Origin of the sequence: Martinezella tropici (assembly GCF_003287875.1) — a bacterium.
GTDB classification, from domain to species: Bacteria; Pseudomonadota; Alphaproteobacteria; order Rhizobiales; family Rhizobiaceae; genus Rhizobium; species Rhizobium tropici_C.
The window spans coordinates 27,953-52,406 of the sequence record NZ_QMKK01000050.1 but is presented as its reverse complement, the minus strand read 5'-3'; the positions used below and the strand labels follow the sequence as shown (position 1 = coordinate 52,406).

Here is a 24,454-nt window from a genome sequence, read left to right as displayed (position 1 = left end):
GCCACAATGATGTGCACAGCAAGGTCATACCGGCCGTCCGGCCATCGGATTGATTCATTAGGGGAGATGAGATGTCGTTGACCAGACGGTATTTCAAGTCTGACATTACTTTCAGCAGCGGTGCCGCCATCGCCCTGGTGATTGCGACCTTGGGACTTTCAGGTTGCAAGACCAGCGAGGTCATGAACAACGGTTACATCTTCGATCCGCAGTCGCTCGCGCTTGCGCCGGTCGGCTCCAGCCGCGAGCAGGTTCTGCTCTCGCTCGGCACGCCGTCGACCACCGCAACCTTCGACGGCGAGGTCTTCTATTATATCTCGCAGAAGCGCACCCGCGCCGTTGCCTTCATGAAGCCGAAGCTGGTCGACCAGAATATTCTGGCGATCTATTTCGACAAGGACGGCGTCGTAAAGCAGGAAGCCAACTATACGCTGAAGGACGGCAAGGTCTTCGACATGATCAGCCGTACGACGCCGACCGGCGGCCGCGACATCACCTTCCTGCAGCAGATCCTGCAGGGCAGCGGCAACGGCGTCAACGGGGCGAGAAACTTCCTCAACAACCTCAACCCGGGCCAATAAGCCGGAAGCTTTTCACAGAAAACCCGCGAGACAGGCATGTCTCGCGGGTTTTCGTTATGAGTTCGGTTTGCTTTCTTTGATCTTCTCCGGGCTTTAACCGGCGAGAATGGCGAGCAGAAGCAGAGCCACGATATTGGTGATCTTGATCGCCGGATTGACGGCCGGGCCTGCCGTGTCCTTGTAGGGATCGCCGACGGTGTCGCCCGTGACCGACGCCTTGTGGGCTTCCGAGCCCTTCATATGGCGCGTGCCGTCCTTGTCGACGAAGCCGTCCTCGAAGCTCTTCTTGGCGTTGTCCCATGCACCGCCGCCCGACGTCATCGAAATGGCGACGAAGAGGCCATTGATGATCACGCCGAGCAACGATGCGCCAAGGGCTGCGAAAGCCGAAGCCTTGGAGCCGGAGAGCAGCAGGACGCCGAAATAGACGACGACCGGCGCCAACACCGGCAGCAGTGACGGGATGATCATTTCCCGAATGGCGGCCTTGGTCAGCAGATCGACGGCGCGGCCGTAATCCGGGCGTTCCGTGCCCTGCATGATGCCCGGTTTCTCGCGGAACTGCCGGCGCACCTCCTCCACGATCGAGCCGGCGGCGCGGCCGACGGCCGTCATGGCGATGCCGCCGAAGAGATAGGGAATGAGGCCACCGAACAGCAGGCCGGCGACGACGTAAGGGTTCGAGAGCTCGAACGAGATCGTGCCCACATTGGCGAAATACGGGAACTTGTCGCCGTGCGCCGCAAAATATTGCAGGTCGTTCGAGTAGGCCGCGAACAGCACCAAGGCGCCGAGACCGGCCGAACCGATGGCATAGCCCTTGGTGACGGCCTTGGTGGTATTGCCGACCGCATCCAGAGCATCGGTGGATTTGCGTACCTCCGGCGGAAGATGCGACATTTCCGCAATGCCGCCGGCATTGTCGGTGACGGGGCCGAAGGCATCGAGTGCGACGATCATGCCGGCGAGGCCGAGCATGGCGGTTACCGCGATCCCGGTGCCGAACAGGCCGCCAAGCTGATAGGTGGCGATGATGCCGCCGACAATGACGATTGCCGGCAGTGCCGTCGATTCCAATGAGACGGCAAGCCCCTGGATGACGTTGGTGCCGTGACCGGTGACCGAAGCCTGGGCGATGGAATTGACCGGCCGCTTGTTCGTGCCGGTATAATATTCAGTGATGACGACGATCAGCGCCGTGACGATCAGGCCGACGATGCCGCAGGTGAAGAGCTTCGCGCCGGTGACTTCGAAGCCACCGACTGTGCCGACCGAGCCCCAGCCGACGGTCAGCGAGGTAGCGATCGCCAGGCCGATGATCGACAGGACGCCGGTGGCGATGAGGCCCTTGTAGAGGGCGCCCATGATGGAACCATTGGCACCGAGCTTCACGAAGAAGGTGCCGATGATCGAGGTGATGATGCAGGTGCCGCAGATCGCCAGCGGATATATCATCGCGGAACCGAGGAGCGGCGACCCGGCGAAGAAGATCGCAGCGAGAACCATGGTGGCGACGACCGAGACTGCATAGGTCTCGAACAGGTCGGCCGCCATGCCGGCGCAATCGCCGACATTGTCGCCGACATTGTCGGCAATGGTGGCGGGGTTGCGCGGATCATCCTCCGGAATACCGGCTTCGACCTTGCCGACGAGGTCGCCGCCGACGTCGGCGCCCTTGGTGAAGATGCCGCCGCCGAGACGGGCGAAAATCGAAATCAGCGACGCGCCGAAGCCGAGCGCCACCAGCGCGTCGATGACATCGCGCGAGCCGGCTTCATGGCCGAGAATGCCGGTCAGGACGTAGAAGTAGATGGAGACGCCAAGCAAGGCGAGGCCCGCGACCAGCATGCCGGTAATGGCGCCCGACTTAAAGGCAATATCAAGGCCAGCCGACAGGCTCTGCGATGAGGCTTGCGCGGTGCGGACATTGGCGCGTACGGAGACATGCATGCCGATGAAGCCTGCGGCGCCTGAGAGGATTGCGCCGATCAGGAAGCCGAAAGCGGCTTCGGACGACAAAAGGAGCCATGCCGCGATGAAGACGATGATCCCGACGATGGCGATGGTTCTATATTGGCGCGCCAGATAGGCTTGCGCTCCTTCACGAATATACCCGGCAATCTCCTGCATGCGGGCGTTGCCCTGATCGGCTGACAGCACCGATCGGGTTGCCCATACGGCGTAGATCACCGAGAGCAGTCCGCATGCGATCACTCCTAAAAGAATCGACATTTCGCTTTTTCCCTCCAAAAAAGCCGGCGGTTCACTCCGCCCCCGGCCGCCTGCAACAACGCTCAGCCCCCTCCTCCAGGGGAAGAGCAATGTGCAGTTGCGAGATTGCTGTCGGGATAACGTCGCGTCAAGACCGCCCGCGGGTAAAATACCCGCAGGAGGTTCAAAAGAATATTCGAAGGTGAATTCAGGCGCGAACGAAGGAAACGAAAGTGGCCTGCGTTACGATTTGCGCGCTCGGCGAACCTTATTTCTTGGCTTCGCCGCGAACCTGCTTGGCGATTCGGTCGAGCACCGCATTGACGAGCTTGGGCTCGTCCTCCTCAAAAAAGGCGTGCGCGATCTCGACATATTCGGTGACGATGACCGGAACAGGCACGTCCTTACGGTCGAGGAGCTCGAATGTGCCGGCGCGCAGGATGGCGCGTACGGTGCTGTCGAGACGTGACAACGCCCAGTCGTCCTGAAGGGCCGACCCGATCAGGGGATCGAGCTTGGTTTGATCGCGCACGACACCCGACACGATGGAACGGAACCAGGAGGCATCAGCCTTCAGATAGGTCTCTCCGTCCAGTTCCTGCCCGAGACGATGGGCCTCGTATTCAGCCACCACCTCCAGAACGCCGGTTCCGCCGATATCCATCTGATAGAGCGCCTGCACCGCCGCAAGGCGCGCAGCGCCTCGCTGGTTGGCGGGCTTTGCCGGTCGCTCGTTATCCTGATTGCTCATGAATTATGCACCCAACTTCTCTTTCAGCGCGATCATGGTCAGCGCCGCACGGGCAGCGAAACCGCCCTTGTCCTTGTCCGAACGGCGCGCACGCGCCCATGCCTGCTCATCGTTCTCGACGGTGAGGATACCATTGCCGATCGCGAGGGATTCGCTGACGGCCAGATCCATCAGCGCTCGCGAGGATTCATTGGCGACGATATCGAAATGATAGGTTTCGCCGCGGATAACCATGCCCAGGGCGACATAGCCGTCATAGACGACGCCGCCATTGTCGCCGCCGTCGAGCGCCATGGCGATCGCAGCCGGGATCTCCAGCGCACCGGGAACGGTGACGATATCATAGGTCGCGCCAGCCTCGTCGAGAGCAGCCTTGGCACCGTCGAGCAGTGCATCGGCCATATCGTCATAGAAGCGGGCTTCGACGATAAGGATATGGGCATTGGAAGAGCTGGTCATACATCACCTGCGGATTGAGAGGGCGCGGCACCTTGTCAGGCCGGGTCAAACCACGGCGGGCCTCGCTTGGCAAGTGTTTTTAATGGCTGGCGCCAATTCCGGCCCTATTTGGAAATCACCGGCGCAACGCGAAAATTGTGGCTTTCGCCAACGCAACCGCTTCGATAATAATTCAAAGCCTGCAAAGGGGAGGTTCATGACAAAGAAATCCGCACCCGCCGTCAATGTCGGCGCGCTCGAGCTGGAGCATTGGCAACAGGGCAGCTTCTTTGCCGGCAGCGACATCTCCTTCGGAGCGTTGCTCGGCCTGAAGAATCTCGGGATCAGCTATAGCGAAGTCCCGCCCGGCAAATCCGGCTGTCCGTTTCACAACCATCATGTCGAGGAGGAACTCTTCGTCATCCTCGACGGCGAAGGCGAATATCGCTTCGGCGAGCAGCGTATCGCAATCAGCAAGGGCGACGTATTGGGCGCCCCCGCCGGCGGCCCGGAAACGGCGCATCAGCTGATCAATACCGGCCCCGGCGTGCTCATCTATCTCGCCATTTCCACCAAGGCACGAACCGAAATCGTCGAATATCCCGATTCCGGCAAGTTCCTGGCGAAGACCAATAATGACGGCAAGGCGACGTTCCGTACGATCGGCCGCGCCGCCGCCGGCAACCTCGACTACTGGGACGGCGAGCCCGGCGCCTCGAACGACTAAGCATCACCAAGGGACAGAGTTCAGCAAAGCTCCATATCTCCATGACCCATATTCCGACACTGACGACCGATCGCCTGCTGCTACGCGGACACAGAGTCGATGATTTCGAAGAATTCCTCGACCTCTGGAAACATGAGGAGATCGTTCGCTTTATCGGCGGCGAAATGCCGACACGTGAACAGGTCTGGGCCCGCCTCCTGCGCTATGCCGGCCTATGGCATCATCTCGGCTTCGGCTTCTTTGCCGTCGAAGAACGCCAAAGCGGCAAGCTGATAGGCGAAGTCGGTTTTCTCGATCTGCACCGTGACATGACGCCGATGACGGAAGGCACGCTGGAGGCCGGCTGGGGCATTACGCCGCCAATGCAGGGCAAGGGCTATGCGACAGAAGCCATGAACGCAGCGATAGCCTGGGCGGACAGCCAGTTCGCAGACCGGCGCATGACCTGCATCGTGGACCTGGAGAACGTACCGTCGCTGCGGGTTGCCGAAAAGATCGGTTTCCGGCGCATCGGCGAAGTCACGTTCAAGGACAGATGCAATGCCATATTCGAGCGTTAGGTGGCGTTGCGGGTGATTGTCATGCCGGTTTCGGGGGATAGGTTTTCGGTCAGACCTTACGGACCGGATGATGCCCAAGCCACGATCGACATTTTCCTGAGCGCCATTCGCAAGGTCGCGTCGAAGGACTACAGCCCGGCTGAGATCGCCGCCTGGGCGAAGGTCGACGATGCCGAGATCTGGGCGCAATATCGCGCCAGCCGGCCGACCTGGCTTGCGTTGGATGGCTCCACGCCCATCGGCTTTACCGATCTGAAATCGGATGGTTGCCTCGACATGATGTTCGTTTCGCCCGATTATCAGGGAAAGGGCGTGGCCAGCCTACTGCTTGCAACGGTCGAAAGAGCTGCGCGCAAACAGGGCCTTCAACAGATTTTCACCGAAGCGAGCTTGACCGCCCGCCCCTTCTTCGAACGCAAGGGTTTCGTCGTCGTGGCCGCGCAGCGGGTCGAAAAGCGCGGCCAGACATTGTCGAACTTCCTGATGGAAAAAGCGCTCGCATAAGCTGGCGAGGCGCCGATCGACGCTTCCCCACAGCAAGCCTATGAAATCTAAGCTTCGCTGACGACCGGGAATTCCGCCAGCCGGGCGGCGTAGCGGGCCATGGTGTCGACTTCGAAATTGACGAAGTCACCGGCCTTGCGCTCGCCCCAGGTCGTGACCTCAAGCGAATGGCGGATCAGGAGCACATCGAAATCAGTCCCATCGACGGCATTGACGGTCAGCGAGGTGCCATCGAGCGCGACCGAACCTTTGGGCGCCACGAATCTTGCGAGATGTTCCGGCGCGCGCACGCGAAAGCGGGTCGCATCACCTTCGGCCGTGACCGAGAGGATTTCCGCCTTGCCGTCGATATGGCCTGATACGATGTGGCCGCCGAGTTCATCTCCGATCTTGAGGGAGCGTTCGAGGTTGACCCTGGAACCGGTCTCCCACGTGCCGATCGTCGTCAGGCGCAGGGCTTCTTCCCATGCCTCGACCTCGAACCAGCGTCCGTTGCTGCCCTCTTCCGGCAGGCCGGTGACCGTCAGGCAGACGCCGGCATGCGAGATAGACGCGCCCATATCGATCGTCGCCGGATCGTAATTGGTGGCAACGCGCAGCTTGATGCCCTCCTTCAAGGGAGAAATGGATTCGACCGTGCCGACATCGGTGACAATTCCGGTAAACATCAAAAACCTCTTTCAAATTCGTCGCAGCGGTCATCGCCGAAGCGGCTTTCGCCGATATGCATGAAACTTGCCGGGATATTGGATTTGACGACGGGCGATTCAATACCACCCTCGCCGATATCGGAAGGCCCTTGGAAGAGCAGGATGCGGTCGACCAGGTCAGCGGCGAGGAAACGCCGCGCCGTATTGGCGCCGCCTTCCACCAGCAGGGAAGAGATGCCACGCGTGCCCAAGGCTTCCAGCAACTCTCCCGGTTCGCTCAAATTCGACTGCAACACTTCGACGCCGGCGGCATCGAGGGCTGCGCGGCGAGCCAAAAAGGCACTGTCGGTATTGTCGTCGAAGGACGGCGGATTGGCGGCAACGGCGATAACCGGATATTGCCGTGCCGTCCTTACCAGCTTGCTGCCAAGCGGCAGCTGAAGATCCTCGTCGATGACGATGCGCAAAGGCGAGCGGTATTCCAGGCCGGGAAGCCGGCAGGTCAATTCCGGATCGTCTGAGATCGCAGTGCCGATGCCGACGAGAATTGCGTCGCTTTCGGCCCGCAGCATCTGCACCTGCGCCCGCGAAATGTCGCCGGTGATGCGCACCTGCCCCTCGCCCGTCTTGCCGATCATGCCATCGGCGGAAATGGCAAGCTTGAGAGTCACATAGGGGCGGTTTCTCGTCTGGCGCATGAGATAGCCGGCAAGAGACCGCCTGCCCTCCGTTTCCAGAATGCCGGCATCGACTTCGATGCCGGCTTCGCGCAGCATGTTGATGCCGCGCCCGGAAACGCGCTGATCGGGATCGGTGACGCTGATGACGACACGCGCCACCCCATAGGCAATCAGCGCCTCGGCGCAGGGCGGCGTCTTGCCATAGTGGGAACAGGGCTCGAGCGACACATAGGCGGTGGCGCCTCGCGCCGCCTCGCCCGCCTCGGCCAGGGCCTGAGGCTCGGCATGCGGGCGACCGCCCAGCGCTGTCACGGCGCTGCCCAAAACGACGCCATCCTTGACGATGACGCAGCCGACGGACGGATTGGTCGAGGTCAGCCCAAGATGCCTGCGCGACAGGCGGATGGCCGCGGCCATGAAACGCTCGTCCTCGGGCCGCGGCGCCATGGTCAGGGATCCAGCGGATCGCGGGCGATCTTCGCGTTGATCTCTTCGATCACGTGCTCGAAATCTTCCGCATGCGAAAAATCGCGATAGACGGAGGCATAGCGCACGAAGGCGACGTCATCGAGGCTCTTCAGCGCCTCCAGCACCTGCAAACCGATCTGCTCGGAGCTGATTTCGGTCTCGCCGGAGCTTTCAAGGCGGCGGACGATGCCGGACACGGCGCGCTCGATCCTGTCCCTGTCGACCGGACGCTTGCGCAGTGCGATCTCGAAGGAGCGCACCAGCTTGTCGCGATCGAACGGCACCTTGCGGCCCGTCTTCTTGATGACCATCAATTCGCGCAGCTGAACGCGCTCGAAGGTGGTGAAGCGGCCGCCGCAATCCGGACAAATGCGCCGACGGCGGATGGACGTATTGTCCTCCGCCGGGCGCGAGTCCTTGACCTGGGTGTCTTCTGAGCCGCAGTAAGGGCAGCGCATGCGCTCTCCTTAGCCCATGTAGCCGTACATCGGGAAGCGGTCGGTGAGCTTGACCACTTTCTCGCGCACGGCAGCCTCGACGGCGGCATTGCCTTCATCGGAATTGGCGACCTTCAGGCCATCGAGCACTTCGATGATCAGATTGCCGATTTCCCGGAACTCGGCTTCCTTGAAGCCGCGCGTCGTGCCGGCCGGCGTGCCGAGGCGGACACCGGAGGTGACAAAAGGCTTTTCGGGGTCGAACGGAATGCCGTTCTTGTTGCAGGTGACATAGGCGCGGCCAAGTGCGGCTTCCGCACGCTTGCCGGTGGCATTCTTCTTGCGTAGGTCGACCAGCATCAGGTGGTTGTCGGTGCCGCCGGAGACGACGTCGACGCCGCCGGAGATCAGCGTTTCGGCAAGCGCCTTGGCGTTCTTGACGATCTGAGCCGCATAGTCCTTGAAATCAGGCTGCAGCGCTTCGCCGAGGGCAACGGCCTTGGCGGCGATGACATGCATCAGCGGGCCACCTTGAAGGCCGGGGAAGACGGCCGAGTTGAACTTCTTGGCCAGATCCTCGTCGTTGGTGAGGATCATGCCGCCGCGCGGGCCGCGAAGCGACTTATGCGTGGTCGTGGTGGCGACATGGCAATGCGGGAACGGCGACGGATGCTGGCCGCCGGCAACGAGACCGGCGATGTGGGCCATGTCGACCATCAGATAGGCACCGACGCTGTCGGCGATCTCGCGGAAGCGCTTCCAGTCCCATATGCGGGAATAGGCGGTGCCGCCGGCGATGATGAGCTTCGGCTTGTGCTCTTCGGCCTTGCGCTGCACTTCGTCCATATCGAGCAGGTTGTCGCCTTCGCGAACGCCGTAGGACACGACGTTGAACCACTTGCCGGACATGTTGACCGGCGAACCATGCGTCAGGTGGCCGCCCGAATTGAGGTCGAGGCCCATGAAGGTGTCGCCCGGCTGCAGGAGCGCGAGGAAGACGGCCTGGTTCATCTGCGAACCGGAATTCGGCTGGACGTTGGCAAAGTTGACGCCGAACAGCTTCTTGGCGCGCTCGATGGCAAGCTCTTCGGCGATATCGACGAACTGGCAGCCGCCATAATAGCGCTTGCCAGGATAACCTTCGGCGTACTTGTTGGTCATGATCGAACCCTGCGCTTCCAGAATGGCGCGCGAGACGATGTTTTCCGAGGCGATCAGTTCGATTTCGTGACGCTGACGACCGAGCTCCTTGCCGATCGCACCAAAGATTTCCGGATCGGTATCGGCAAGCGAGCGATTGAAGAAGGGTTCGGTGGACGCATTGGTCATCGTGAAAGCTCCTGAACGGGCCGGAACGGCAATGCAGACGGTATTAGCGTCAGGGTCGCCGGAGAGCAATACGATCAGCGACATTTGCTGGGCAAACTACGATGAGCGACGCCGGCAAACGAAAAAGCCGCACCCTGCGATGCGGCTTCCATGTCGATGGGGTTCGAACAACGCCGATTATTGAACCGGCTGCTCCATGCCCTCAGTCGTATTGAGCGCCAACTGGGAGTTGCCGTCGAGATTATAGATATCGTCGCGGAACTGGACGATGCCGTCGCGGGCGCTCCAGGCGGAGATGTAGACGAAATAGACCGGCACTTCCGACGCCAAGGTGATCGGCGTGTTGACGCGGCTGGAGATGACCTGCTCGATGTGCTGACGCGGCCAGCCCGGGGTTTCGGCGAGCAGCCAGGTCGCGAGGTCGCGCACGTTCTGAACGCGCACGCAGCCCGAGCTGTCGAAACGCATCAGCTTGTTGAACAGGCCCTGCTCAGGCGTGTCGTGCATGTATTCGTTATTGGGATTATGGAAGTTGATCTTCGTGGACGCCATGGCATTCGTCTTGCCCGGATCCTGACGGAACATCAGGTCCGGCGCCTTGTCCGAATTCCAGTCGATCGTCTCGGGTGCTACTTCCTGGCCCTTGCCGTCGATAAGGCGAATGTTGTTCTTCGTCAGGTAGGTCGGGTCCTTGCGCATCAAGGGCACGATGTCCTTGATGACGATGGAACGCGGCGCCGTCCAGTACGGGTTGAGGATGACCTCGTAGATCTTTGAATTGATGATATGCGTCGGCCGCGATTCCCGACCGACGATCGCCTGGTGGCGCAGCGCGACCTGACCATCCTCGACGGCTTCGACACGTGTCGCCGGGATGTTGACCATGACGTGACGACGGCCGAGATCGGACGGGAACGTCTGGAGACGAACAAGATTGGTGTTCAGCTGCTGCAGGCGGACATTGGCGGGGATGTTCATCGCCTTCAGCGTGAAATCACCCAGGACGCCATCCGCCGGCAGGCCGTGACGGGCCTGGAAACGCTTGACCGCGCCGTCGACATAGGAGTCGAAGGCAGAGGACATACCAGCCTCACGCGGCAGGTCGCCTGTGATCATCAAATGCTGGCGCAGCGACTGTACGGCCGGATCGGTCACACCGAGCTGCAGCGGCTGCTGGCTTGTCGGATTGATCTGCGGCCATCCGCCGTTGGCGGCAATGCTCTGATATTGCGCGATCGCCTGCTGAATATTCGATACGGAATCTGGCCCAAGGATTGGCGCGTTCGACTGGACGGCGGCGGCGGTACGCGCCGCAGCCTTCGCGTCGAATTGGTCGTCCCAATTGCCACGCGAGCGGTCGTTGATCAATGCCTCAAGCGGAGTTGCGTTTTGTGCAAGGGCCGGAGCGGCCAATGCGGCAGCGCCAAGAGTTGCAGCCGACCGCAGGAAAGAGCGGCGCGAAAAGGGTTCCATTCCGTTTTTCTTCGACATGTCCTAACCGTTCAACGCTGCGATCCAAATCATGCGCAGCCAAGAGAGGAAGCAGTAAATAGCGCAAGCTCGCGCCAAGTAACGCCGCTCAGTATCAATCAGCGCCCTTAAAGCACCACCAAAAACTTCGCCACGAACTATCACAATATTGCGAAGCGAAGACCTTTGGGGCGAAAGATCGATTTCGAAAGCGCTGCTTGCCGTCCGTTTCCGCTGTCATAGCAATATGGCCAATTCGTGTCGTCCGGCATGGAACTTGCCTTGCCGCGCGACGCGGAAATAAAAGCCATGTTGCAATTGCTAAAATACCACAGCTGCGCGTGGTTCATAGCGTGTCTTGAACCGGCGTCAATGGCGCATGCATCCTGCAGATTGGATATGACACAAGGCAAGGAGCGGACGTGGCAAAAACCGCACAATTATAGCGCCGCAATGCATTCCAGCCGTACACGCAGGGCAAGCCGGACACGCAGGGAACGTGTCCGGCTTGTATTTACTGGAAGGTCTTATGATTGATCGGTACCGCTACTTACATGCGGTAAGCGATGCTGTCGTTCCAGAAGCGGTCGAGGCGCTGCAGGAGCTTGTTCATCTGGGTGAATTCGTCGGTGCCGATGCCGCCGACCTTGTCGATCGAGCCGATGTGGCGCTCATAGAGCTTGGCAACGGTTTCGGCGATCTCCTGGCCGGTTTCCGTCAGGCTGATGCGGACCGAGCGACGGTCGATGCGCGAGCGCTGATGGTTGATGAAGCCGAGGTCGACCAGCTTCTTGACGTTGTAGGAGACGTTGGAGCCGAGGTAGAAACCGCGCGAGCGCAGTTCACCGGCCGTCAGCTCGGAATTGCCGATATTGAAAAGGAGCAGCGCCTGGACGGCGTTGACGTCGTCGCGACCCTGACGGTCGAACTCGTCCTTGATAACATCAAGCAGGCGGCGGTGCAGACGCTCGACTAGGTGAAGGGATTCCATGTAAAGAGCCCGGATGTCGTCAACCTGCTGATCCCGAGCGTTTGCAACTGCCTGCGGCTTGATTTTCGTGTTCATCATGACTTGGCCTCACTCTGTTTTGTTTGGCGGTGTCGTTTTCTTCCCGCCTTGAGTGAGACCCTATCGAATACACATAAAATTCTACTTAAACTGCAGGCTTAACAGCATCTTACCAGGAAGTGTTGCTGTCTCAGGGTAAATCAACCATTACCTGCTGGCGACGACGCCGGCGTGTCTCCTGCCACAACAGGACGCGGAAAGCGCAATAAATCACCGCGACACAGGCATGCAAGATCATGATCAGCGGATTGGATCCGAATATCTCCGGCCAGACGCCGTACATCAGCCCCTGCCCGCCTGCGGCCAGCACCCACATGACCGGCCCCCAGGAGACGGTGAGCCACAATCCGAGCGCGGCAACGGGAAAGACGACGGCAAGACCGGCACCTGCGACCTTCCACGGCAGGGCCAGCAGATCGAAGCGGGCATGACCGTCCAGCGAATAGCCGACCAGCATCGCCCAGTATTGCAGGCCGAGCCAGAAACAGGCGATCGCGATCAGCCGCAGGAACAGCACGAACAGGATGTCCGTCAGCGTATTCTTGGGTACGGTCGAAGAATCAGGTTCCATGCGCGAACAATACGTAGGAGGCATCGGCCTCGCCAGAATATAATGGCTGCGGCCTTTCGCCTGGTTTTGAATCCTGGGGACAGCGTGATAGGTACGCGGCCTATACAGAGTGCCATAAATAGACGAAGAAGGATGGCGGCATCATGGAGAACAAGACGCATCTCGTTGACGAGATCACCGGGCATCGCCGCATGCGACGCAACCGCAAGGCCGACTGGACGCGTCGCCTGGTGCAGGAGAACCGGCTGACGGTCGACGATCTGATCTGGCCGATCTTCGTGATCCCGGGCACCGGCATCGCCGAGCCGATCCCTGCTATGCCCGGCGTCAACCGCATGACGGTGGACAAGGCCGTGGAAGCGGCCAAGGAAGCGGCCGATCTCGGTATTCCCGCGCTCGCCACATTCCCGAACATCGAAATGGAGCTGCGCGACGAGACCGGCTCCAACAGCCTCGAGAAGAACAATCTTATCAATCTTGCCACTGCCGCCATCAAAAAGGCCGTGCCTGGCATCGGCGTCATAACCGACGTAGCGCTCGACCCCTTCACCAGCCACGGGCATGACGGCATCCTGCGCGGTAACGAGATCGTCAATGACGAGACGGTCGAACAGGTGGCGCGTGCCGCGGTCTACCAAGCGGATGCCGGAGCAGACATCATCGCGCCTTCGGAAATGATGGACGGCCGCATCGGCGCGATCCGCCAGGCGCTCGATGCCGCAGGCCACCAGAGCGTCGGCATCATGAGCTATGCGACGAAATTCAGCTCTGCCTTCTATGGCCCTTACCGCGAGGCGATTTCGACCGGCGGCCTGCTGAAGGGCGATAAAAAGACCTATTACATCGATCCGGCCAACGGCACCGAGGCGGTGCGCGATGCCGCGCTCGATGTCGAGGAAGGCGCCGACATGCTGATGGTCAAGCCCGGCCTGCCCTATCTCGATATCTGCTGGCGGCTGAAGGAGGCGTTCGGTCTTCCGACCTTCGCCTATCAGGTCTCCGGCGAATACGCGATGATCAAGGCAGCCGCCGCCAACGGCTGGATCGACGGCGAGAGAGTGATGCTCGAAACCCTGCTCGCCTTCAAGCGCGCTGGCTGCGACGGTATCCTCACCTATTTCGCCGTGGATGTCGCCAAGCATCTCGCGCGAAAATAGCGCCGTACCATTCGCTTATTGTATTTGCCGGACCTGATACCATATGTTCGGCAAATGTTTCCCCAAGGAGGAAAGCAATGAGCCTGAACCCCAGCCCGCTCTATGCAGCACCGGATGACTGGCGCGCCTATAGTGGCGTGCTGAGCCGGCGCATCTTTGCATTCATCGTCGATTACATCATCGTCGCGCTGCTGTGCATTCCGGCTGCCGTCGTGCTGTTTTTCGTTTCGATCCTGACGCTGGGGCTTGGCTTCATCCTCTACCCCGCCCTCTTCGTCATCGTAGCCGGTTTGTATTTCGGCTGGACGCTCGGCGGCCCCTACCAGGCTTCGCTCGGCATGCGCGCCATGGGCCTTACCATGGTCCGCGTCGACGGACGCCGAATGGATTTCCTGACGGCGATCGTCCATCTGGCACTGTTCTGGATCCTGAACTCCGTCTTGACGCCGCTGATCCTGCTGGTAGGCCTGTTTACCGATCGCAGTCGGCTGGTGCACGACCTGCTGCTCGGCACGGTCATCGCCCGCACGGCCTGAAACACGCACGTCGCGATGTCAAATAGACGATCCCTCGCGGGGTAAAACCACCCGCGAGGTGGGATCCGAGTGCATCATGAATTAGGAAACTTCGATCTTTAGCGAAGGACGTAGTTGACGTTTTCTAAACTTGAGCCATGCTTGTAAAAAACAGGTGCCGAACGAAAGGGCAATCAACGGCAGATGAACACGCAGTCGACGCCTTCTCCGCAGTTTTATCTGACGGCACCGGCCTCCTGCCCGTACCTGCCGAACGAGATGGAGCGCAAGGTCTTCACGCATCTCGTCGGCCCGCGCGCGGCCGAGATGAACGATATCCTCACCCAGGGCGGCTTCCGGCGCTCGCAGAACATCGCCTATCGGCCTGCCTGCGAGGCCTGCCGCGCCTGCGTGTCGGTCCGCATCCTTGCCCAGGAATTCGAGCCCACCCGCTCGATGCGGCGCATTCTGGCCGCCAATAGCGACGTCATCGCCACCGAATTTCCCGCGCAGCCTTCGAGCGAGCAATATTCGCTCTTCCGCCGCTATCTCGACTATCGGCACCAGCACGGCGGCATGTCCGACATGACGGTGCTCGACTATGCGATCATGGTCGAGGATACGCACGTGAATACGCGCATCATCGAATATCGCCGCCGCGAGGAAGGCTCGGGGCTGGAACAGCGCCCGAAAGGCGAATTGCTGGCGGCGGCTCTCACCGACGTCATGAGCGACGGGCTGTCGATGGTCTATTCCTACTTCAATCCCGACCTCGACGCACGATCGCTCGGCACCTTCATGATCCTCGATCATATCAAGCGGACGAAGGCGCTCGGCTTGCCGCATATTTACCTCGGCTATTGGGTCAAAGGCTCGCGCAAGATGGACTATAAGACGCGCTTTCAGCCCCAGGAGCATCTGACCCCGCGCGGCTGGGAGCGTTTCGATCCCGCCGCCGACGGCGATAAAGATAACCTGCGCTGAATGTTTCCCCGTCTTTCGGATCATCAAAAGGGCCTGCTGCTGGCGACGCTTGGCGGGCTCGCGTTATCGATGGATATACCGCTGATTCGGCTTTCCAGCGGTGAGGTCTGGTCGGTGCTGTCAGCGCGCAGCCTTGCGACCATCGTCGTGGCGCTTGCCGCACTTTTCGTTATCCGCCGTGTTAAGGGGTCGCTGCGGGGCGTGCTGCCAGGCTGGCTCGGACTTCCCGTCGGCTTCTTCTACGGGCTGACGACCATCGCTTTTCTCCTTGCCGTCTATTACACGACGGCGGCGAATGTGGTGTTCATCATCGCGCTGAACCCGATGTTCACCGCGCTTCTCTCCTGGATCTTCCTCAAAGAGCGCCCCGCTCTTTCCACCTTCATGACCATGGCGGTCATGATCCTCGGGGTCGGGCTCATCGTTGGTGACGGTATGGAGGGTGGGCATATGCTTGGCGATGCACTTTCGGTGCTCGCATCGTTTTCCATCGCCTGCGCCATCACCATCAGCCGTGCCTCCGGCCGGGATATGGGCTTCGCTTCCTTGCTGGCCGCCGTCATCCCGGCTGCCGTCGGGCTCTATCACATTGCGCCTTCCGGTTTTTCCATCGAACATCCCGGCTGGATCCTCCTCGACGGCGCCGTGCTGATGCCGCTTTCCTTCTGGTGCCTTGCGACAGGCACGCGTTTTCTCTCCGCGCCGGAAGTAGCCATGTTCTATCTGCTGGAAACGATCCTCGCGCCGATCTGGGTCTGGCTGATCTTTCTTGAGGCGCCGACGAACATGACACTCGCCGGCGGCGCCATCCTGATCCTGGCGCTTGCTGCTCATTCGCTCTGGCAGGCGCGGGTCAAGGCGAGAGCGGCGTTAGCCGCACAGGGCCTTGCGCATTGAAACAACGGCCGCCCGATGTTATAACCAGGTTATTACATTGGAGCTGAACCCATGAACGTTACCATCCGTAAGATCGGCAATTCCGAAGGCGTGATTATTCCGAAGGAAATCCTTCACAGACTCGGCCTGAAGAATGGCGATGCATTGGAAATACGCGAAATAAACGGCAACATCGAGTTGGTTCCGGAGCGCGCCGATCTCGCCGAACAACTGCGGGCTGCGCGGCTTGGCATGCAGAAATATCGTGCCGCTCTGCGTGAACTTGCAAAATGACCGAATACAAATGGCTCTCCCGCGAAGCCATCGAGATCATGCACGAGGAACAACTCGCCGAGCATGGTGGCTTGCCCGGTTTGAAGGATGAAAATGCTTTGGAAGCGGCGTTGGCCCGTCCGCTCCACAAGGCTGCATATGGCGAAAATGACGTATTCGCTCTGGCCGCCGCCTATCTTTATGGCCTGGTGCGGAACCATCCTTTTTCCGACGGGAACAAAAGAACTGGTTACCTGGCGGCGTTCACATTTCTCTACATCAATGGCTATTTGATCGAGGCAGACGATGGAATGATCGTTGCATTCGTACTAGGTGTCGCAGCCGGAGAAATCGATGAAATCGGCGCCACGCACTTCTTCAAAGACTTCTGTATTCCGCTCGCCGGGTGACGGGCTGCCGTATCAGTCACCCCGGCCCTTCGCTAGGGCTCAGGGCGTTCGTCGCTGCAATCGACCCAACGGGCCGATTGCTCGGACCTAGGTCCATCGATTCTCACCCAGAAAACCGGCCACTTCTGGGGAAGCCCTTTGGGACGGCACGGCCGGCGCCGGCGCGGTCGCCCAACCATTCCACCAATTCGTCCTTGTTTTTGGTGAAGGTGCGGCCGGCACTGTCTTCCCAGGTCAGGCCATCGGCAATCGCGAAGCACCTGATATCGGCGACGCCGCCATCCTTGTAGCGCTGCAGGCGCACGCCCTTGCCGCGCGACATTTCCGGCACCTGCGAAAGCGGGAAGATGACCATCTTGCGGTTCTCGCCGACCACGGCAACGTGGTCGCCCGAAACCGGAACCAGAAGCTTCGTTTCGTCGGGATAGGAGACATTCATGATCTGCTTGCCCTTGCGGGTATTGGCGACCAGTTCCGCCTCGGCAACGATGAAGCCGTTGCCCGCCGTCGATGCAATCATCTGCTTGCGCTGCGGATCGTGGACGAAGGCCGTCAGCACGTCCTGATCGTTTTCCATGTCGATCATGATGCGCAGCGGCTCGCCGTGGCCACGGCCGCCGGGCAGCTTGTCGCCACCGAGCGTATAGGCCTTGCCGCCGGTCGTAACGATCAGGATCTTGTCCGTCGTCTGCGCCGGGAAGGCAACCTTCAGTCCGTCGCCCTCCTTGAAAGTCAGCGACGAGGTATCGGAAATATGACCCTTGAGGGCACGGATCCAGCCTTTTTCCGAGACAACGACGGTGATCGGCTCCTTCTCGATCATCGCCTGCTGAATGGCGGCATCGTCGGCCTCCGGCGCCTCGGCAAACTGGGTGCGGCGGCGGCCAATATCGGTCGCCTTGGCGAATTTCTTCTTCACCTCGCCGATTTCCCATGACACCGTCTGCCACTGCTTTTCTTCCGAAGCCAGCAGCGCCTCGATATCGGCCTTCTCCTTCGTGAGGCCGTCGAATTCCTTGCGAATCTCGAACTCTTCCAGCTTGCGCAAGGAGCGCAGCCGCATGTTGAGGATCGCCTCGACCTGATTGTCCGTGAGGCCGAACCGCTCCATCATCACAGGCTTCGGCTCATCCTCCTCGCGGATGATGGCGATGACCTCGTCGATATTGAGATAGGCAACCAGCAAGCCGCCGAGGATTTCGAGGCGCTTTTCGATGGCGGCCAGACGGAAACGCGAACGGCGCAGCAGCACCTCGCGGCGATGGTCCAGCCATTCCCTCAGCACCTCGTTCAGCGCCATGACCCTGGGGATGCGGCCCATGGACAGGACGTTCATGTTGAGAGGGAAACGACTTTCCAGCTCAGTCAGCTTGAACATCGATTCCATTAGGATGGTCGCGTCGACCGTACGGCTCTTCGGCACGAGAACGACACGGATATCCTCGGCGGACTCGTCACGGACATCCTCGAGCAACGGCAGCTTGCGCGCCAGTAGCAGTTCGGCGATCTTTTCGATCAGCCGTGACTTCTGCACCTGGAACGGAATCTCCGTGATAACGATCTGGTAGCCGCCGCGACCGAGATCCTCGATCTCCCATTTGGAGCGGACACGAAAGCCGCCGCGACCGGTCTTGTAGCTTTCGATAATGCTCTGGCGATCATCGATGATGATGCCGCCGGTCGGGAAATCCGGGCCTGGAATATACAGTTCCACCAGCTTCTCGACCGTCGCATCGCGATCCTTGATCAGATGCAGCGCCGCGTCGCAGATCTCGTGGACGTTATGCGGCGGGATTGATGTTGCCATGCCGACGGCAATGCCCGAGGAACCGTTGGCGAGCAGATTGGGGAACGCGCCCGGCAGGACGACCGGCTCGGAATTCGACTCGTCGTAGGTATCGCGGAAATCGACCGCGTCCTGATCGATCCCTTCGAGCAGCAGTTCGGAAACCGCCGTCATCTTGGATTCGGTATAACGCATCGCGGCCGGGCTATCGCCGTCGATATTGCCGAAATTGCCCTGGCCGTTGACCAGCGTGTAGCGCTGCGAGAAATCCTGAGCGAGACGCGCCAGCGCGTCATAGATCGACTGGTCGCCATGCGGGTGATAGTTACCCATCACCTCGCCGACGATCTTCGCGCATTTGCGGAAGGCTGAGTTCGGGCGGAGCCCCATCTCGCTCATCGCATAGACGATGCGGCGATGCACCGGCTTCAACCCGTCGCGGACGTCGGGAAGAGCGCGTTGCGTAATGGTCGACAGAGCATAGGCCAGATAGCGCTCTTCGAGCGCGGCCTTCAGGTCGACCGGAACGATGTTGTCGTCGCCGTCACCGGGCGGCGGTGTCAGATTTTTTCCCATGGTCCTTGACTATCGGAGATGGCGATTCCCGGCAAGAAATCAGCGGAAAGCACCTGTGGATGAAGGCATTTCGGCCATTCTGCGAGATGGCCACCGATGCATTTTTGCTGCACTGGGACGCTATATTCATTGTCATTGGATTTTCAAAGAAAGATCAATATAAGTCGGCGCAGTACACGCGCAATCTGTACACCCCCGCCGATACCACCGGCTCAACGAGGAAACGCCATAATGACTTTCTATCGGACCACGCGGTTGATGCTCTGCAGCGCTGCCATCCTGTCTTTCGCAAGCTCGGCTTTCGCCCTCGACGGCAACGATCTGCTGAAGAAGATCAACGACATCTACGGCCAGCAGGGCGCTTCGATTGCCGCTGGGGGTATCGATATCGACGGCAGCACCGTGACGCTGAAGGCGGCAAGCTTCAAGACGGCCGATATGGGCGAGGCCATCCCGCTTGGCGACATCACCCTGGATGGCGTCGAAGAAAGCAATGGTGGCTACACGATCGACGAAATCGACTTCGCGGATGTCGATTTCAAAAAGGATGGCACAGCCGTTTCCGCCAGCGATCTCAAGCTGAGCGGCGTCGAAATCCCGGCTGATGCCACCAAGGGCGATCTCGGTTCGCTGCTCTATTACAAGAGCGCCCATGCCGGTGAAATCTCCGTCAGCAAAGACGGCGCAGAAGTGTTCTCGATCGAGGGCGCCGACGCAACGATGAACAAGCGAGACGACAAGTCGGGCCTCGACTTCGACGCAAAGATCAACGGCATCAAAGCCGATCTCAGCAAGGTCGATGACCAGAAGTCCAAGGAAGCGATCGAAGCGCTCAAGCTGCAACAGATCGATGGCACGATCGCGATGAAGGGCAGCTGGGAGATCGGTCCCGGCACGATCGATATCAGCGAATATTCCTTCGACTTCAAGGATATCGGCAAGCTGAACCTCGCCTTCAGCATTTCCGGCTATACGCCTGCTTTTGCCAAGTCGCTGCAGGAAGCGCTCAAAACGGTTCGCTCCAATCCGAACCAGCAGGAAGCGCAACAGTCGGCCGGTCTTGCCATGCTGGGCCTGCTCCAGCAGCTGACCTTCAACAGCGCCCAGATCCGCTTCGACGACGCTTCGATCACCGCACGCGCGCTCGATTTCGCCGGCAAGCAGCAGGGCGTCACCGGCAAGCAGTTGGCCGATACGCTGAAGGCGATGACGCCGATCATGATGGCGCAGCTCAACATTCCGGAACTGCAGAACGCTGTTTCGTCCGCCGTCAACGCCTATCTCGACAATCCGAAAAGCCTGACCGTCACCGCCGCCCCCGGCAAGCCGGTGCCGGTGCCGATGATCATCGGCGCCGCCATGGGCGCACCGACGACGATCCCGCAGGTGATCGGTCTCAAGGTTTCCTCGAACGACTGAGCAGCCGTTCGCTTGCGATGCTATTCAGAAACCCGGCGATTTCGGTCGCCGGGTTTTTCTTTGCGAGTTAAGTTTCCTGCCTTGGCTGATACGTCTTCAGTTCGCTGAGCGCATGGGACGACAAGGCAAGCAGTTCCTCCGTTGTCGCACCGTCGCGCGCCTGGACGGACATGCCCTGCACGATCGCGCCGAGAAAGCGAGCGAGCGAGCGAGCATCGACATCCGGCCGCATATCACCTTCCGCAATACCGCGCTCGATCCGCGCGGCGAAGATATCCAGCGTCTGCAGGCGCATCGATGCGACATGATGGGCGATCGGCTCGTTCTCCTCGGCGCAGTTCAGGACTGCCGTCGATATCATGCAGCCTTTCGGGTGTTCCGGCGCCGTGAAGATCTTGGCGGAATTCGTCAGAAAGCGCTCGAAGGCGGTCACCGTATCCAGTTTGTCCTGAAAGGGGTTGCCGGGCTCCGGCCGGGGCATGCGCCGGTATTGATCGAGCGTCTCGCGATAGAGCTCGGCCTTCGAACCGAAGGCCGCGTAGAGGCTTTGCGGCGTGATGCCCATGGCCGCCGTCAGATCGGCAATGGAGGAACCGTCATAGCCATGCTTCCAGAAAGTATCCCGCGCGGCGGCAAGAACCGTTTCCCGATCGAAAGCGGGCGGACGCCCACGCTTGCGTGGTGAAGAATTTTCCATCTCTTCCTTATTTTTCACAATGGTCACTCTAGAATTATTTCCCGATCTGGTTTATTCAGGAATGGTCACTGTGATTATAGAAGGTTTTGCTCCATGAGTCTTCCCCTGGAAAATTCCGCGCTTGCGAGCGGCGGCAGCCTTGCAGAAGGCGTCGACATCGCTGTTGATTCCGCCTTGTCGGACAAGAGGCTGGTCGGAGCGGTGGTCCTCATCGCCCGCGATGGAGAACTGGTCTACGCCCGCGCCGCCGGTCTGGCGGATCGGGAAAACAAGGTGGCCATGCGGGAAGATGCCATCTTCCGCCTCGCCTCCGTCACCAAGCCGATCGTCGCCATCACGACCATGCGGCTTGTCGAACAGGGCCGCATCGGGCTCGACGATCCGATCACCAAATGGCTGCCGGATTTCCGGCCAAGGTTGCCGGATGGTGGTGAAGCCGTGATCCGTATCCAGCATCTTCTTACGCACACCTCCGGGCTGATTTACACATTTGCGGAGCAACAGGACGGCCCGTATCATCGTGCCGGTGTATCCGACGGCCTAGACATACCGGGACGGTCGCTGGACGATAACCTCAAGCGCATCGCCGGCGCCCCCCTTGCCTTCGCTCCCGGCGATGGCTGGCATTATTCGCTGGCGATGGATGTCCTTGGCGGCGTCATCGAGAAGGAAACCGGCGTTTCTCTCGGCGATGCGGTTACGGAGCTAGTCATGAAGCCGCTCGGTCTCTCCGACACGGCCTTTTCCGTCCGCGACCGCAACCGACTGGCTGCCGCCTATGTGGATGGCAATCCCGAACCGCAACGCATGGGAGACGAGACGCTCGTTCCGATCTTCGACGGCACGATCCGCTTTGCACCCGATAGGATATTCGATCCCACTTCCTACCACTCCGGCGGCGCCGGTATGGCCGGAACGGCAAGCGACATCCTTGCAATTCTGGAAACGATCAGAAAGGGCGGAGCTCCGCTGTTGTCGGCCGATACGGTGAAGACCATGATGACCGATCAGGCGGGCGGGCATATGCAGGCGCAGCAGGCCGGCTGCGGTTTCGGCTACGGCTGGTCCGTCGTCCTCGATCCCGTGGTCGCTCAAGTCCCCTTCTCGGCTGGCACGATCAAATGGGGTGGCGTCTATGGGCACAGCTGGTTCGTCGACCCCAAGGAAAGGTTGACTGTCGTGGCGCTCACCAACACGACGCTCGAAGGCATGTGGGGTCAGTTCACCATGGATCTGGCGAAAGCGGTCTATGCCGCGATCTAGCTGATGCCAGCAGGCAAACAAAAACCCGGCGATTTCGGTCGCCGGGTTTTGCATTTTGTCAAACCTTGGAGGACTTAGTCCTTCTTCACCGGCGGTACCGGGCGGATCGCCAATTCGCGCAGCTGCGTCGGCGTGGCGGCCGAAGGAGCGCCCATGAGCAGATCCTGCGCCTGCTGGTTCATCGGGAAGAGCGAGATCTCGCGCAGGTTCTTGGCTCCGACCAGCAGCATGACGATGCGGTCGATACCGAAGGCAGCGCCACCGTGCGGAGGCGCACCATACTGGAAGGCGCGGTAGAGACCGCCGAAGCGCTCTTCGACGTCAGCCTGGCTGAGACCGACCTTTTCGAAGGCGGCGACCATCGTCTCCGGTGACTGGTTACGGATCGAGCCCGACGCGATTTCGAAGCCGTTGCAGACGGCGTCGTACTGGAACGCCTTGATCGTAAGGGGATCCTGGGTCTGCAGTGCCTCAAGGCCGCCCTGCGGCATCGAGAAGGGGTTGTGGGCGAAATCGACCTTCTTTTCTTCCTCGCTCCATTCGAAGAATGGGAAGTCGACGATCCAGCAAAGTTCGAAACGGTCGCGGTCGACCAGGTTCAGCTCCTCACCGGCCCTGGTGCGTGCCTCACCAGCAAACTTGTAGAACTTGGCGGGATCACCAGCAACGAAGAAGCAGGCGTCGCCGTCATCAAGACCGAGCTGGGTGCGGATCGCATCCGTGCGCTCTTCGCCGATGTTCTTGGCGAGCGGGCCAGCGCCTTCGAGCTTCTCGCCTTCCTTGCGCCAGAAGATGTAGCCGAGGCCCGGCTGGCCCTGGCTCTGCGCCCAGGCGTTCATGCGGTCGCAGAAAGCACGCGAGCCGCCGGTCTTGGCCGGGATGGCCCAGACTTCGACCTTGGGGTTGGAGGCGATCATATTGGCGAAGACCTTGAAGCCGGAGCCGGCGAAATGCTCGGTTACCGCTTCCATGACGATCGGGTTGCGCAGGTCAGGCTTGTCGGAGCCGTACTTGCGGATGGCTTCGTCATAGGGAATGCGCGGCCATTCCTTGGTGACCGGCTTGCCTTCGGCAAATTCTTCGAACACCTGGGTCATCAGCGGGCCCATGGTGTTCCAGACGTCTTCCTGCGTGACGAAGCTCATCTCGAGGTCGAGCTGGTAGAATTCACCCGGCAGACGGTCGGCACGCGGGTCTTCATCGCGGAAGCAGGGTGCGATCTGGAAATAGCGGTCGAAGCCGGCAACCATCAGCAGCTGCTTGTACTGCTGCGGCGCCTGGGGCAGCGCGTAGAAGGTGCCGGGGTGGATGCGGCTCGGCACGAGGAAGTCGCGTGCGCCTTCCGGCGACGATGCCGTCAGGATCGGGGTCGTATATTCGGTGAAGCCGACTTCTCCCATGTGGCGGCGCATGGAGGAGATGATCTGCGTGCGCTTGACGATGTTCTTGTGCAACGTCTCGCGGCGAAGGTCGAGGAAGCGATACTTCAGGCGCACGTCTTCCGGATAATCCGGCTCGCCGAAAACAGGCAGCGGCAGCTCCTTGGCGGCGGAGAGCACTTCGATCTCCTGGGCGTAAAGCTCGATCTCGCCGGTCGGCATGTTCTTGTTGATCGTGTCTTCAGTGCGCGCCTTCACCAGACCGTCGATGCGGATGACCCATTCGCCGCGAACGGTTTCGGCGAGCTTGAAGGCCGGGGAATCAGGGTCGGCAACGACCTGGGTGATGCCGTAGTGATCGCGCAGGTCGATGAACAGCACGCCGCCATGATCTCGGACGCGATGAACCCAGCCGGCAATGCGGACGGTCGAACCGACGTCGGACTTGCGCAGGGCGGCGCATGTGTGGCTGCGATAGCGATGCATAATATTATATCCTGGACTTGGCGGGCGGCGGCGAAAGGACACGCAGACCCCTCGCCCGCCGACGAGAAAATCGGGCGGAAAAGCGCATGGTGCGCCCGATTTGTCAAGGCTCGAACGCCGGAAGTCAGCTTAAAGCTGTTTTCAGTCTCTACGCAAAACAGCATCCGCAAGTGGCCGCTGCGGCGGT

Annotated in this window: 25 protein-coding genes; 12 read left to right on the top strand and 13 right to left on the bottom strand. The window is 60.3% G+C overall.

What is annotated here, in order from left to right:
* Positions 1–71: 71 nt before the first annotated feature.
* Positions 72–581, top strand: a complete 510-nt coding sequence (locus DQ393_RS23675; protein WP_112344155.1) for an outer membrane protein assembly factor BamE — start codon at positions 72–74, stop codon at positions 579–581.
* 93 nt (positions 582–674) lie between these two features.
* On the opposite strand, the gene DQ393_RS23670 is transcribed toward DQ393_RS23675, so the two are convergent.
* From DQ393_RS23670 to ribH, 3 genes are all read right to left on the bottom strand, one after another.
* Positions 675–2,813, bottom strand: a complete 2,139-nt coding sequence (locus tag DQ393_RS23670; protein ID WP_112344154.1) for a sodium-translocating pyrophosphatase — start codon at positions 2,811–2,813, stop codon at positions 675–677.
* Between the two features lie 247 nt (positions 2,814–3,060).
* Entirely contained in the window at positions 3,061–3,543 is a 483-nt protein-coding gene (nusB, locus tag DQ393_RS23665) for a transcription antitermination factor NusB (RefSeq protein ID WP_112344153.1), read from the bottom strand.
* 3 nt (positions 3,544–3,546) lie between these two features.
* Positions 3,547–4,002 carry a 6,7-dimethyl-8-ribityllumazine synthase gene (gene ribH, locus DQ393_RS23660; RefSeq protein ID WP_112344152.1) on the bottom strand — a complete coding sequence of 152 codons (456 nt, stop codon included), beginning with the start codon at positions 4,000–4,002 and terminating at the stop codon, positions 3,547–3,549.
* 196 nt (positions 4,003–4,198) lie between these two features.
* Here ribH and DQ393_RS23655 point away from each other — a divergent pair, with 196 nt between their 5' ends.
* Genes DQ393_RS23655 through DQ393_RS23645 form a run of 3 tightly spaced genes read left to right on the top strand, consistent with a single transcriptional unit; the run spans position 4,199 to position 5,772 of the window.
* The gene (locus tag DQ393_RS23655) at positions 4,199–4,708 is read left to right on the top strand and encodes a cupin domain-containing protein (RefSeq protein ID WP_112344151.1); all 510 of its coding nucleotides are present in this window, start codon (positions 4,199–4,201) and stop codon (positions 4,706–4,708) included.
* 41 nt (positions 4,709–4,749) lie between these two features.
* The gene (locus DQ393_RS23650) at positions 4,750–5,268 is read left to right on the top strand and encodes a GNAT family N-acetyltransferase (protein WP_112344150.1); all 519 of its coding nucleotides are present in this window, start codon (positions 4,750–4,752) and stop codon (positions 5,266–5,268) included.
* A 21-nt stretch (positions 5,269–5,289) separates the two neighbouring features.
* Positions 5,290–5,772: a GNAT family N-acetyltransferase gene (locus DQ393_RS23645; RefSeq protein WP_112344268.1), complete on the top strand. Its 483-nt coding sequence runs from the start codon at positions 5,290–5,292 to the stop codon at positions 5,770–5,772.
* Between the two features lie 47 nt (positions 5,773–5,819).
* Here DQ393_RS23645 and DQ393_RS23640 read toward each other — a convergent pair whose 3' ends face one another.
* The 7 genes from DQ393_RS23640 to DQ393_RS23605 form a co-directional block, all read right to left on the bottom strand.
* On the bottom strand, positions 5,820–6,440 hold the full coding sequence (locus DQ393_RS23640; protein WP_112344149.1) for a riboflavin synthase: 621 nt from the start codon (positions 6,438–6,440) through the stop codon (positions 5,820–5,822).
* Positions 6,440–7,549, bottom strand: a complete 1,110-nt coding sequence (gene ribD, locus DQ393_RS23635; protein ID WP_112344148.1) for a bifunctional diaminohydroxyphosphoribosylaminopyrimidine deaminase/5-amino-6-(5-phosphoribosylamino)uracil reductase RibD — start codon at positions 7,547–7,549, stop codon at positions 6,440–6,442. Before ribD ends, DQ393_RS23640 begins: the two co-directional genes overlap by 1 nt.
* Positions 7,550–7,551: 2 nt before the next feature.
* A complete protein-coding gene (gene nrdR, locus DQ393_RS23630; RefSeq protein ID WP_112344147.1) occupies positions 7,552–8,028 on the bottom strand; it encodes a transcriptional regulator NrdR in 477 nt (158 codons plus the stop codon).
* Positions 8,029–8,037: 9 nt separating this feature from the next.
* Positions 8,038–9,336: a serine hydroxymethyltransferase gene (gene glyA, locus DQ393_RS23625; protein ID WP_112344146.1), complete on the bottom strand. Its 1,299-nt coding sequence runs from the start codon at positions 9,334–9,336 to the stop codon at positions 8,038–8,040.
* Positions 9,337–9,513: 177 nt separating this feature from the next.
* On the bottom strand, positions 9,514–10,827 hold the full coding sequence (locus tag DQ393_RS23620) for a L,D-transpeptidase family protein (protein ID WP_112344145.1): 1,314 nt from the start codon (positions 10,825–10,827) through the stop codon (positions 9,514–9,516).
* A 529-nt stretch (positions 10,828–11,356) separates the two neighbouring features.
* Complete coding sequence (gene ldtR / locus DQ393_RS23610; RefSeq protein WP_112344267.1) at positions 11,357–11,872, bottom strand: transcriptional regulator LdtR; 516 nt, start codon at positions 11,870–11,872, stop codon at positions 11,357–11,359.
* A 133-nt stretch (positions 11,873–12,005) separates the two neighbouring features.
* Positions 12,006–12,446 (bottom strand): DUF6163 family protein, encoded by a 441-nt coding sequence (locus DQ393_RS23605; RefSeq protein WP_112344143.1) that lies wholly within the window; start codon positions 12,444–12,446, stop codon positions 12,006–12,008.
* Positions 12,447–12,589: 143 nt separating this feature from the next.
* On the opposite strand from DQ393_RS23605, the gene hemB reads away from it, so the two are divergent.
* The 6 genes from hemB (at position 12,590) to DQ393_RS23575 (ending at position 16,661) form a co-directional block, all read left to right on the top strand.
* On the top strand, positions 12,590–13,603 hold the full coding sequence (hemB, locus tag DQ393_RS23600; protein WP_112344142.1) for a porphobilinogen synthase: 1,014 nt from the start codon (positions 12,590–12,592) through the stop codon (positions 13,601–13,603).
* 77 nt (positions 13,604–13,680) lie between these two features.
* Positions 13,681–14,139 carry an RDD family protein gene (locus tag DQ393_RS23595; protein ID WP_112344141.1) on the top strand — a complete coding sequence of 153 codons (459 nt, stop codon included), beginning with the start codon at positions 13,681–13,683 and terminating at the stop codon, positions 14,137–14,139.
* 183 nt (positions 14,140–14,322) lie between these two features.
* Complete coding sequence (locus DQ393_RS23590) at positions 14,323–15,102, top strand: arginyltransferase (RefSeq protein ID WP_112344140.1); 780 nt, start codon at positions 14,323–14,325, stop codon at positions 15,100–15,102.
* Entirely contained in the window at positions 15,103–15,999 is an 897-nt protein-coding gene (locus DQ393_RS23585; RefSeq protein WP_112344139.1) for a DMT family transporter, read from the top strand.
* Positions 16,000–16,050: 51 nt separating this feature from the next.
* Positions 16,051–16,272, top strand: a complete 222-nt coding sequence (locus DQ393_RS23580) for an AbrB/MazE/SpoVT family DNA-binding domain-containing protein (protein ID WP_112344138.1) — start codon at positions 16,051–16,053, stop codon at positions 16,270–16,272.
* Positions 16,269–16,661, top strand: coding sequence for a type II toxin-antitoxin system death-on-curing family toxin (locus DQ393_RS23575; protein ID WP_112344137.1), 393 nt, complete (start codon positions 16,269–16,271; stop codon positions 16,659–16,661). Before DQ393_RS23580 ends, DQ393_RS23575 begins: the two co-directional genes overlap by 4 nt.
* A 103-nt stretch (positions 16,662–16,764) precedes the next feature.
* On the opposite strand, the gene parC is transcribed toward DQ393_RS23575, so the two are convergent.
* Entirely contained in the window at positions 16,765–19,023 is a 2,259-nt protein-coding gene (gene parC / locus DQ393_RS23570; protein ID WP_112344136.1) for a DNA topoisomerase IV subunit A, read from the bottom strand.
* Positions 19,024–19,254: 231 nt separating this feature from the next.
* Here parC and DQ393_RS23565 point away from each other — a divergent pair, with 231 nt between their 5' ends.
* A complete protein-coding gene (locus DQ393_RS23565; RefSeq protein WP_112344135.1) occupies positions 19,255–20,442 on the top strand; it encodes a hypothetical protein in 1,188 nt (395 codons plus the stop codon).
* 67 nt (positions 20,443–20,509) lie between these two features.
* On the opposite strand, the gene DQ393_RS23560 is transcribed toward DQ393_RS23565, so the two are convergent.
* On the bottom strand, positions 20,510–21,166 hold the full coding sequence (locus tag DQ393_RS23560; RefSeq protein ID WP_181592411.1) for a TetR/AcrR family transcriptional regulator: 657 nt from the start codon (positions 21,164–21,166) through the stop codon (positions 20,510–20,512).
* A gap of 66 nt (positions 21,167–21,232) precedes the next feature.
* Here DQ393_RS23560 and DQ393_RS23555 point away from each other — a divergent pair, with 66 nt between their 5' ends.
* Entirely contained in the window at positions 21,233–22,402 is a 1,170-nt protein-coding gene (locus tag DQ393_RS23555) for a serine hydrolase domain-containing protein (RefSeq protein ID WP_112344134.1), read from the top strand.
* A gap of 74 nt (positions 22,403–22,476) precedes the next feature.
* Here DQ393_RS23555 and aspS read toward each other — a convergent pair whose 3' ends face one another.
* Entirely contained in the window at positions 22,477–24,267 is a 1,791-nt protein-coding gene (gene aspS / locus DQ393_RS23550; RefSeq protein ID WP_112344133.1) for an aspartate--tRNA ligase, read from the bottom strand.
* Positions 24,268–24,454 lie beyond the last annotated feature (187 nt).

Bases quoted from the DNA above. Each gene is read 5' to 3' on its own strand.
- DQ393_RS23675 (WP_112344155.1), top strand. From the start codon at position 72: ATGTCGTTGACCAGACGGTATTTCAAGTCTGACATTACTTTCAGCAGC.
- DQ393_RS23670 (WP_112344154.1), bottom strand. From the start codon at position 2,813: ATGTCGATTCTTTTAGGAGTGATCGCATGCGGACTGCTCTCGGTGATC.
- nusB (WP_112344153.1), bottom strand. From the start codon at position 3,543: ATGAGCAATCAGGATAACGAGCGACCGGCAAAGCCCGCCAACCAGCGA.
- ribH (WP_112344152.1), bottom strand. From the start codon at position 4,002: ATGACCAGCTCTTCCAATGCCCATATCCTTATCGTCGAAGCCCGCTTC.
- DQ393_RS23655 (WP_112344151.1), top strand. From the start codon at position 4,199: ATGACAAAGAAATCCGCACCCGCCGTCAATGTCGGCGCGCTCGAGCTG.
- DQ393_RS23650 (WP_112344150.1), top strand. From the start codon at position 4,750: ATGACCCATATTCCGACACTGACGACCGATCGCCTGCTGCTACGCGGA.
- DQ393_RS23645 (WP_112344268.1), top strand. From the start codon at position 5,290: ATGCCGGTTTCGGGGGATAGGTTTTCGGTCAGACCTTACGGACCGGAT.
- DQ393_RS23640 (WP_112344149.1), bottom strand. From the start codon at position 6,440: ATGTTTACCGGAATTGTCACCGATGTCGGCACGGTCGAATCCATTTCT.
- ribD (WP_112344148.1), bottom strand. From the start codon at position 7,549: ATGGCGCCGCGGCCCGAGGACGAGCGTTTCATGGCCGCGGCCATCCGC.
- nrdR (WP_112344147.1), bottom strand. From the start codon at position 8,028: ATGCGCTGCCCTTACTGCGGCTCAGAAGACACCCAGGTCAAGGACTCG.
- glyA (WP_112344146.1), bottom strand. From the start codon at position 9,336: ATGACCAATGCGTCCACCGAACCCTTCTTCAATCGCTCGCTTGCCGAT.
- DQ393_RS23620 (WP_112344145.1), bottom strand. From the start codon at position 10,827: ATGTCGAAGAAAAACGGAATGGAACCCTTTTCGCGCCGCTCTTTCCTG.
- ldtR (WP_112344267.1), bottom strand. From the start codon at position 11,872: ATGAACACGAAAATCAAGCCGCAGGCAGTTGCAAACGCTCGGGATCAG.
- DQ393_RS23605 (WP_112344143.1), bottom strand. From the start codon at position 12,446: ATGGAACCTGATTCTTCGACCGTACCCAAGAATACGCTGACGGACATC.
- hemB (WP_112344142.1), top strand. From the start codon at position 12,590: ATGGAGAACAAGACGCATCTCGTTGACGAGATCACCGGGCATCGCCGC.
- DQ393_RS23595 (WP_112344141.1), top strand. From the start codon at position 13,681: ATGAGCCTGAACCCCAGCCCGCTCTATGCAGCACCGGATGACTGGCGC.
- DQ393_RS23590 (WP_112344140.1), top strand. From the start codon at position 14,323: ATGAACACGCAGTCGACGCCTTCTCCGCAGTTTTATCTGACGGCACCG.
- DQ393_RS23585 (WP_112344139.1), top strand. From the start codon at position 15,103: ATGTTTCCCCGTCTTTCGGATCATCAAAAGGGCCTGCTGCTGGCGACG.
- DQ393_RS23580 (WP_112344138.1), top strand. From the start codon at position 16,051: ATGAACGTTACCATCCGTAAGATCGGCAATTCCGAAGGCGTGATTATT.
- DQ393_RS23575 (WP_112344137.1), top strand. From the start codon at position 16,269: ATGACCGAATACAAATGGCTCTCCCGCGAAGCCATCGAGATCATGCAC.
- parC (WP_112344136.1), bottom strand. From the start codon at position 19,023: ATGGGAAAAAATCTGACACCGCCGCCCGGTGACGGCGACGACAACATC.
- DQ393_RS23565 (WP_112344135.1), top strand. From the start codon at position 19,255: ATGACTTTCTATCGGACCACGCGGTTGATGCTCTGCAGCGCTGCCATC.
- DQ393_RS23555 (WP_112344134.1), top strand. From the start codon at position 21,233: ATGAGTCTTCCCCTGGAAAATTCCGCGCTTGCGAGCGGCGGCAGCCTT.
- aspS (WP_112344133.1), bottom strand. From the start codon at position 24,267: ATGCATCGCTATCGCAGCCACACATGCGCCGCCCTGCGCAAGTCCGAC.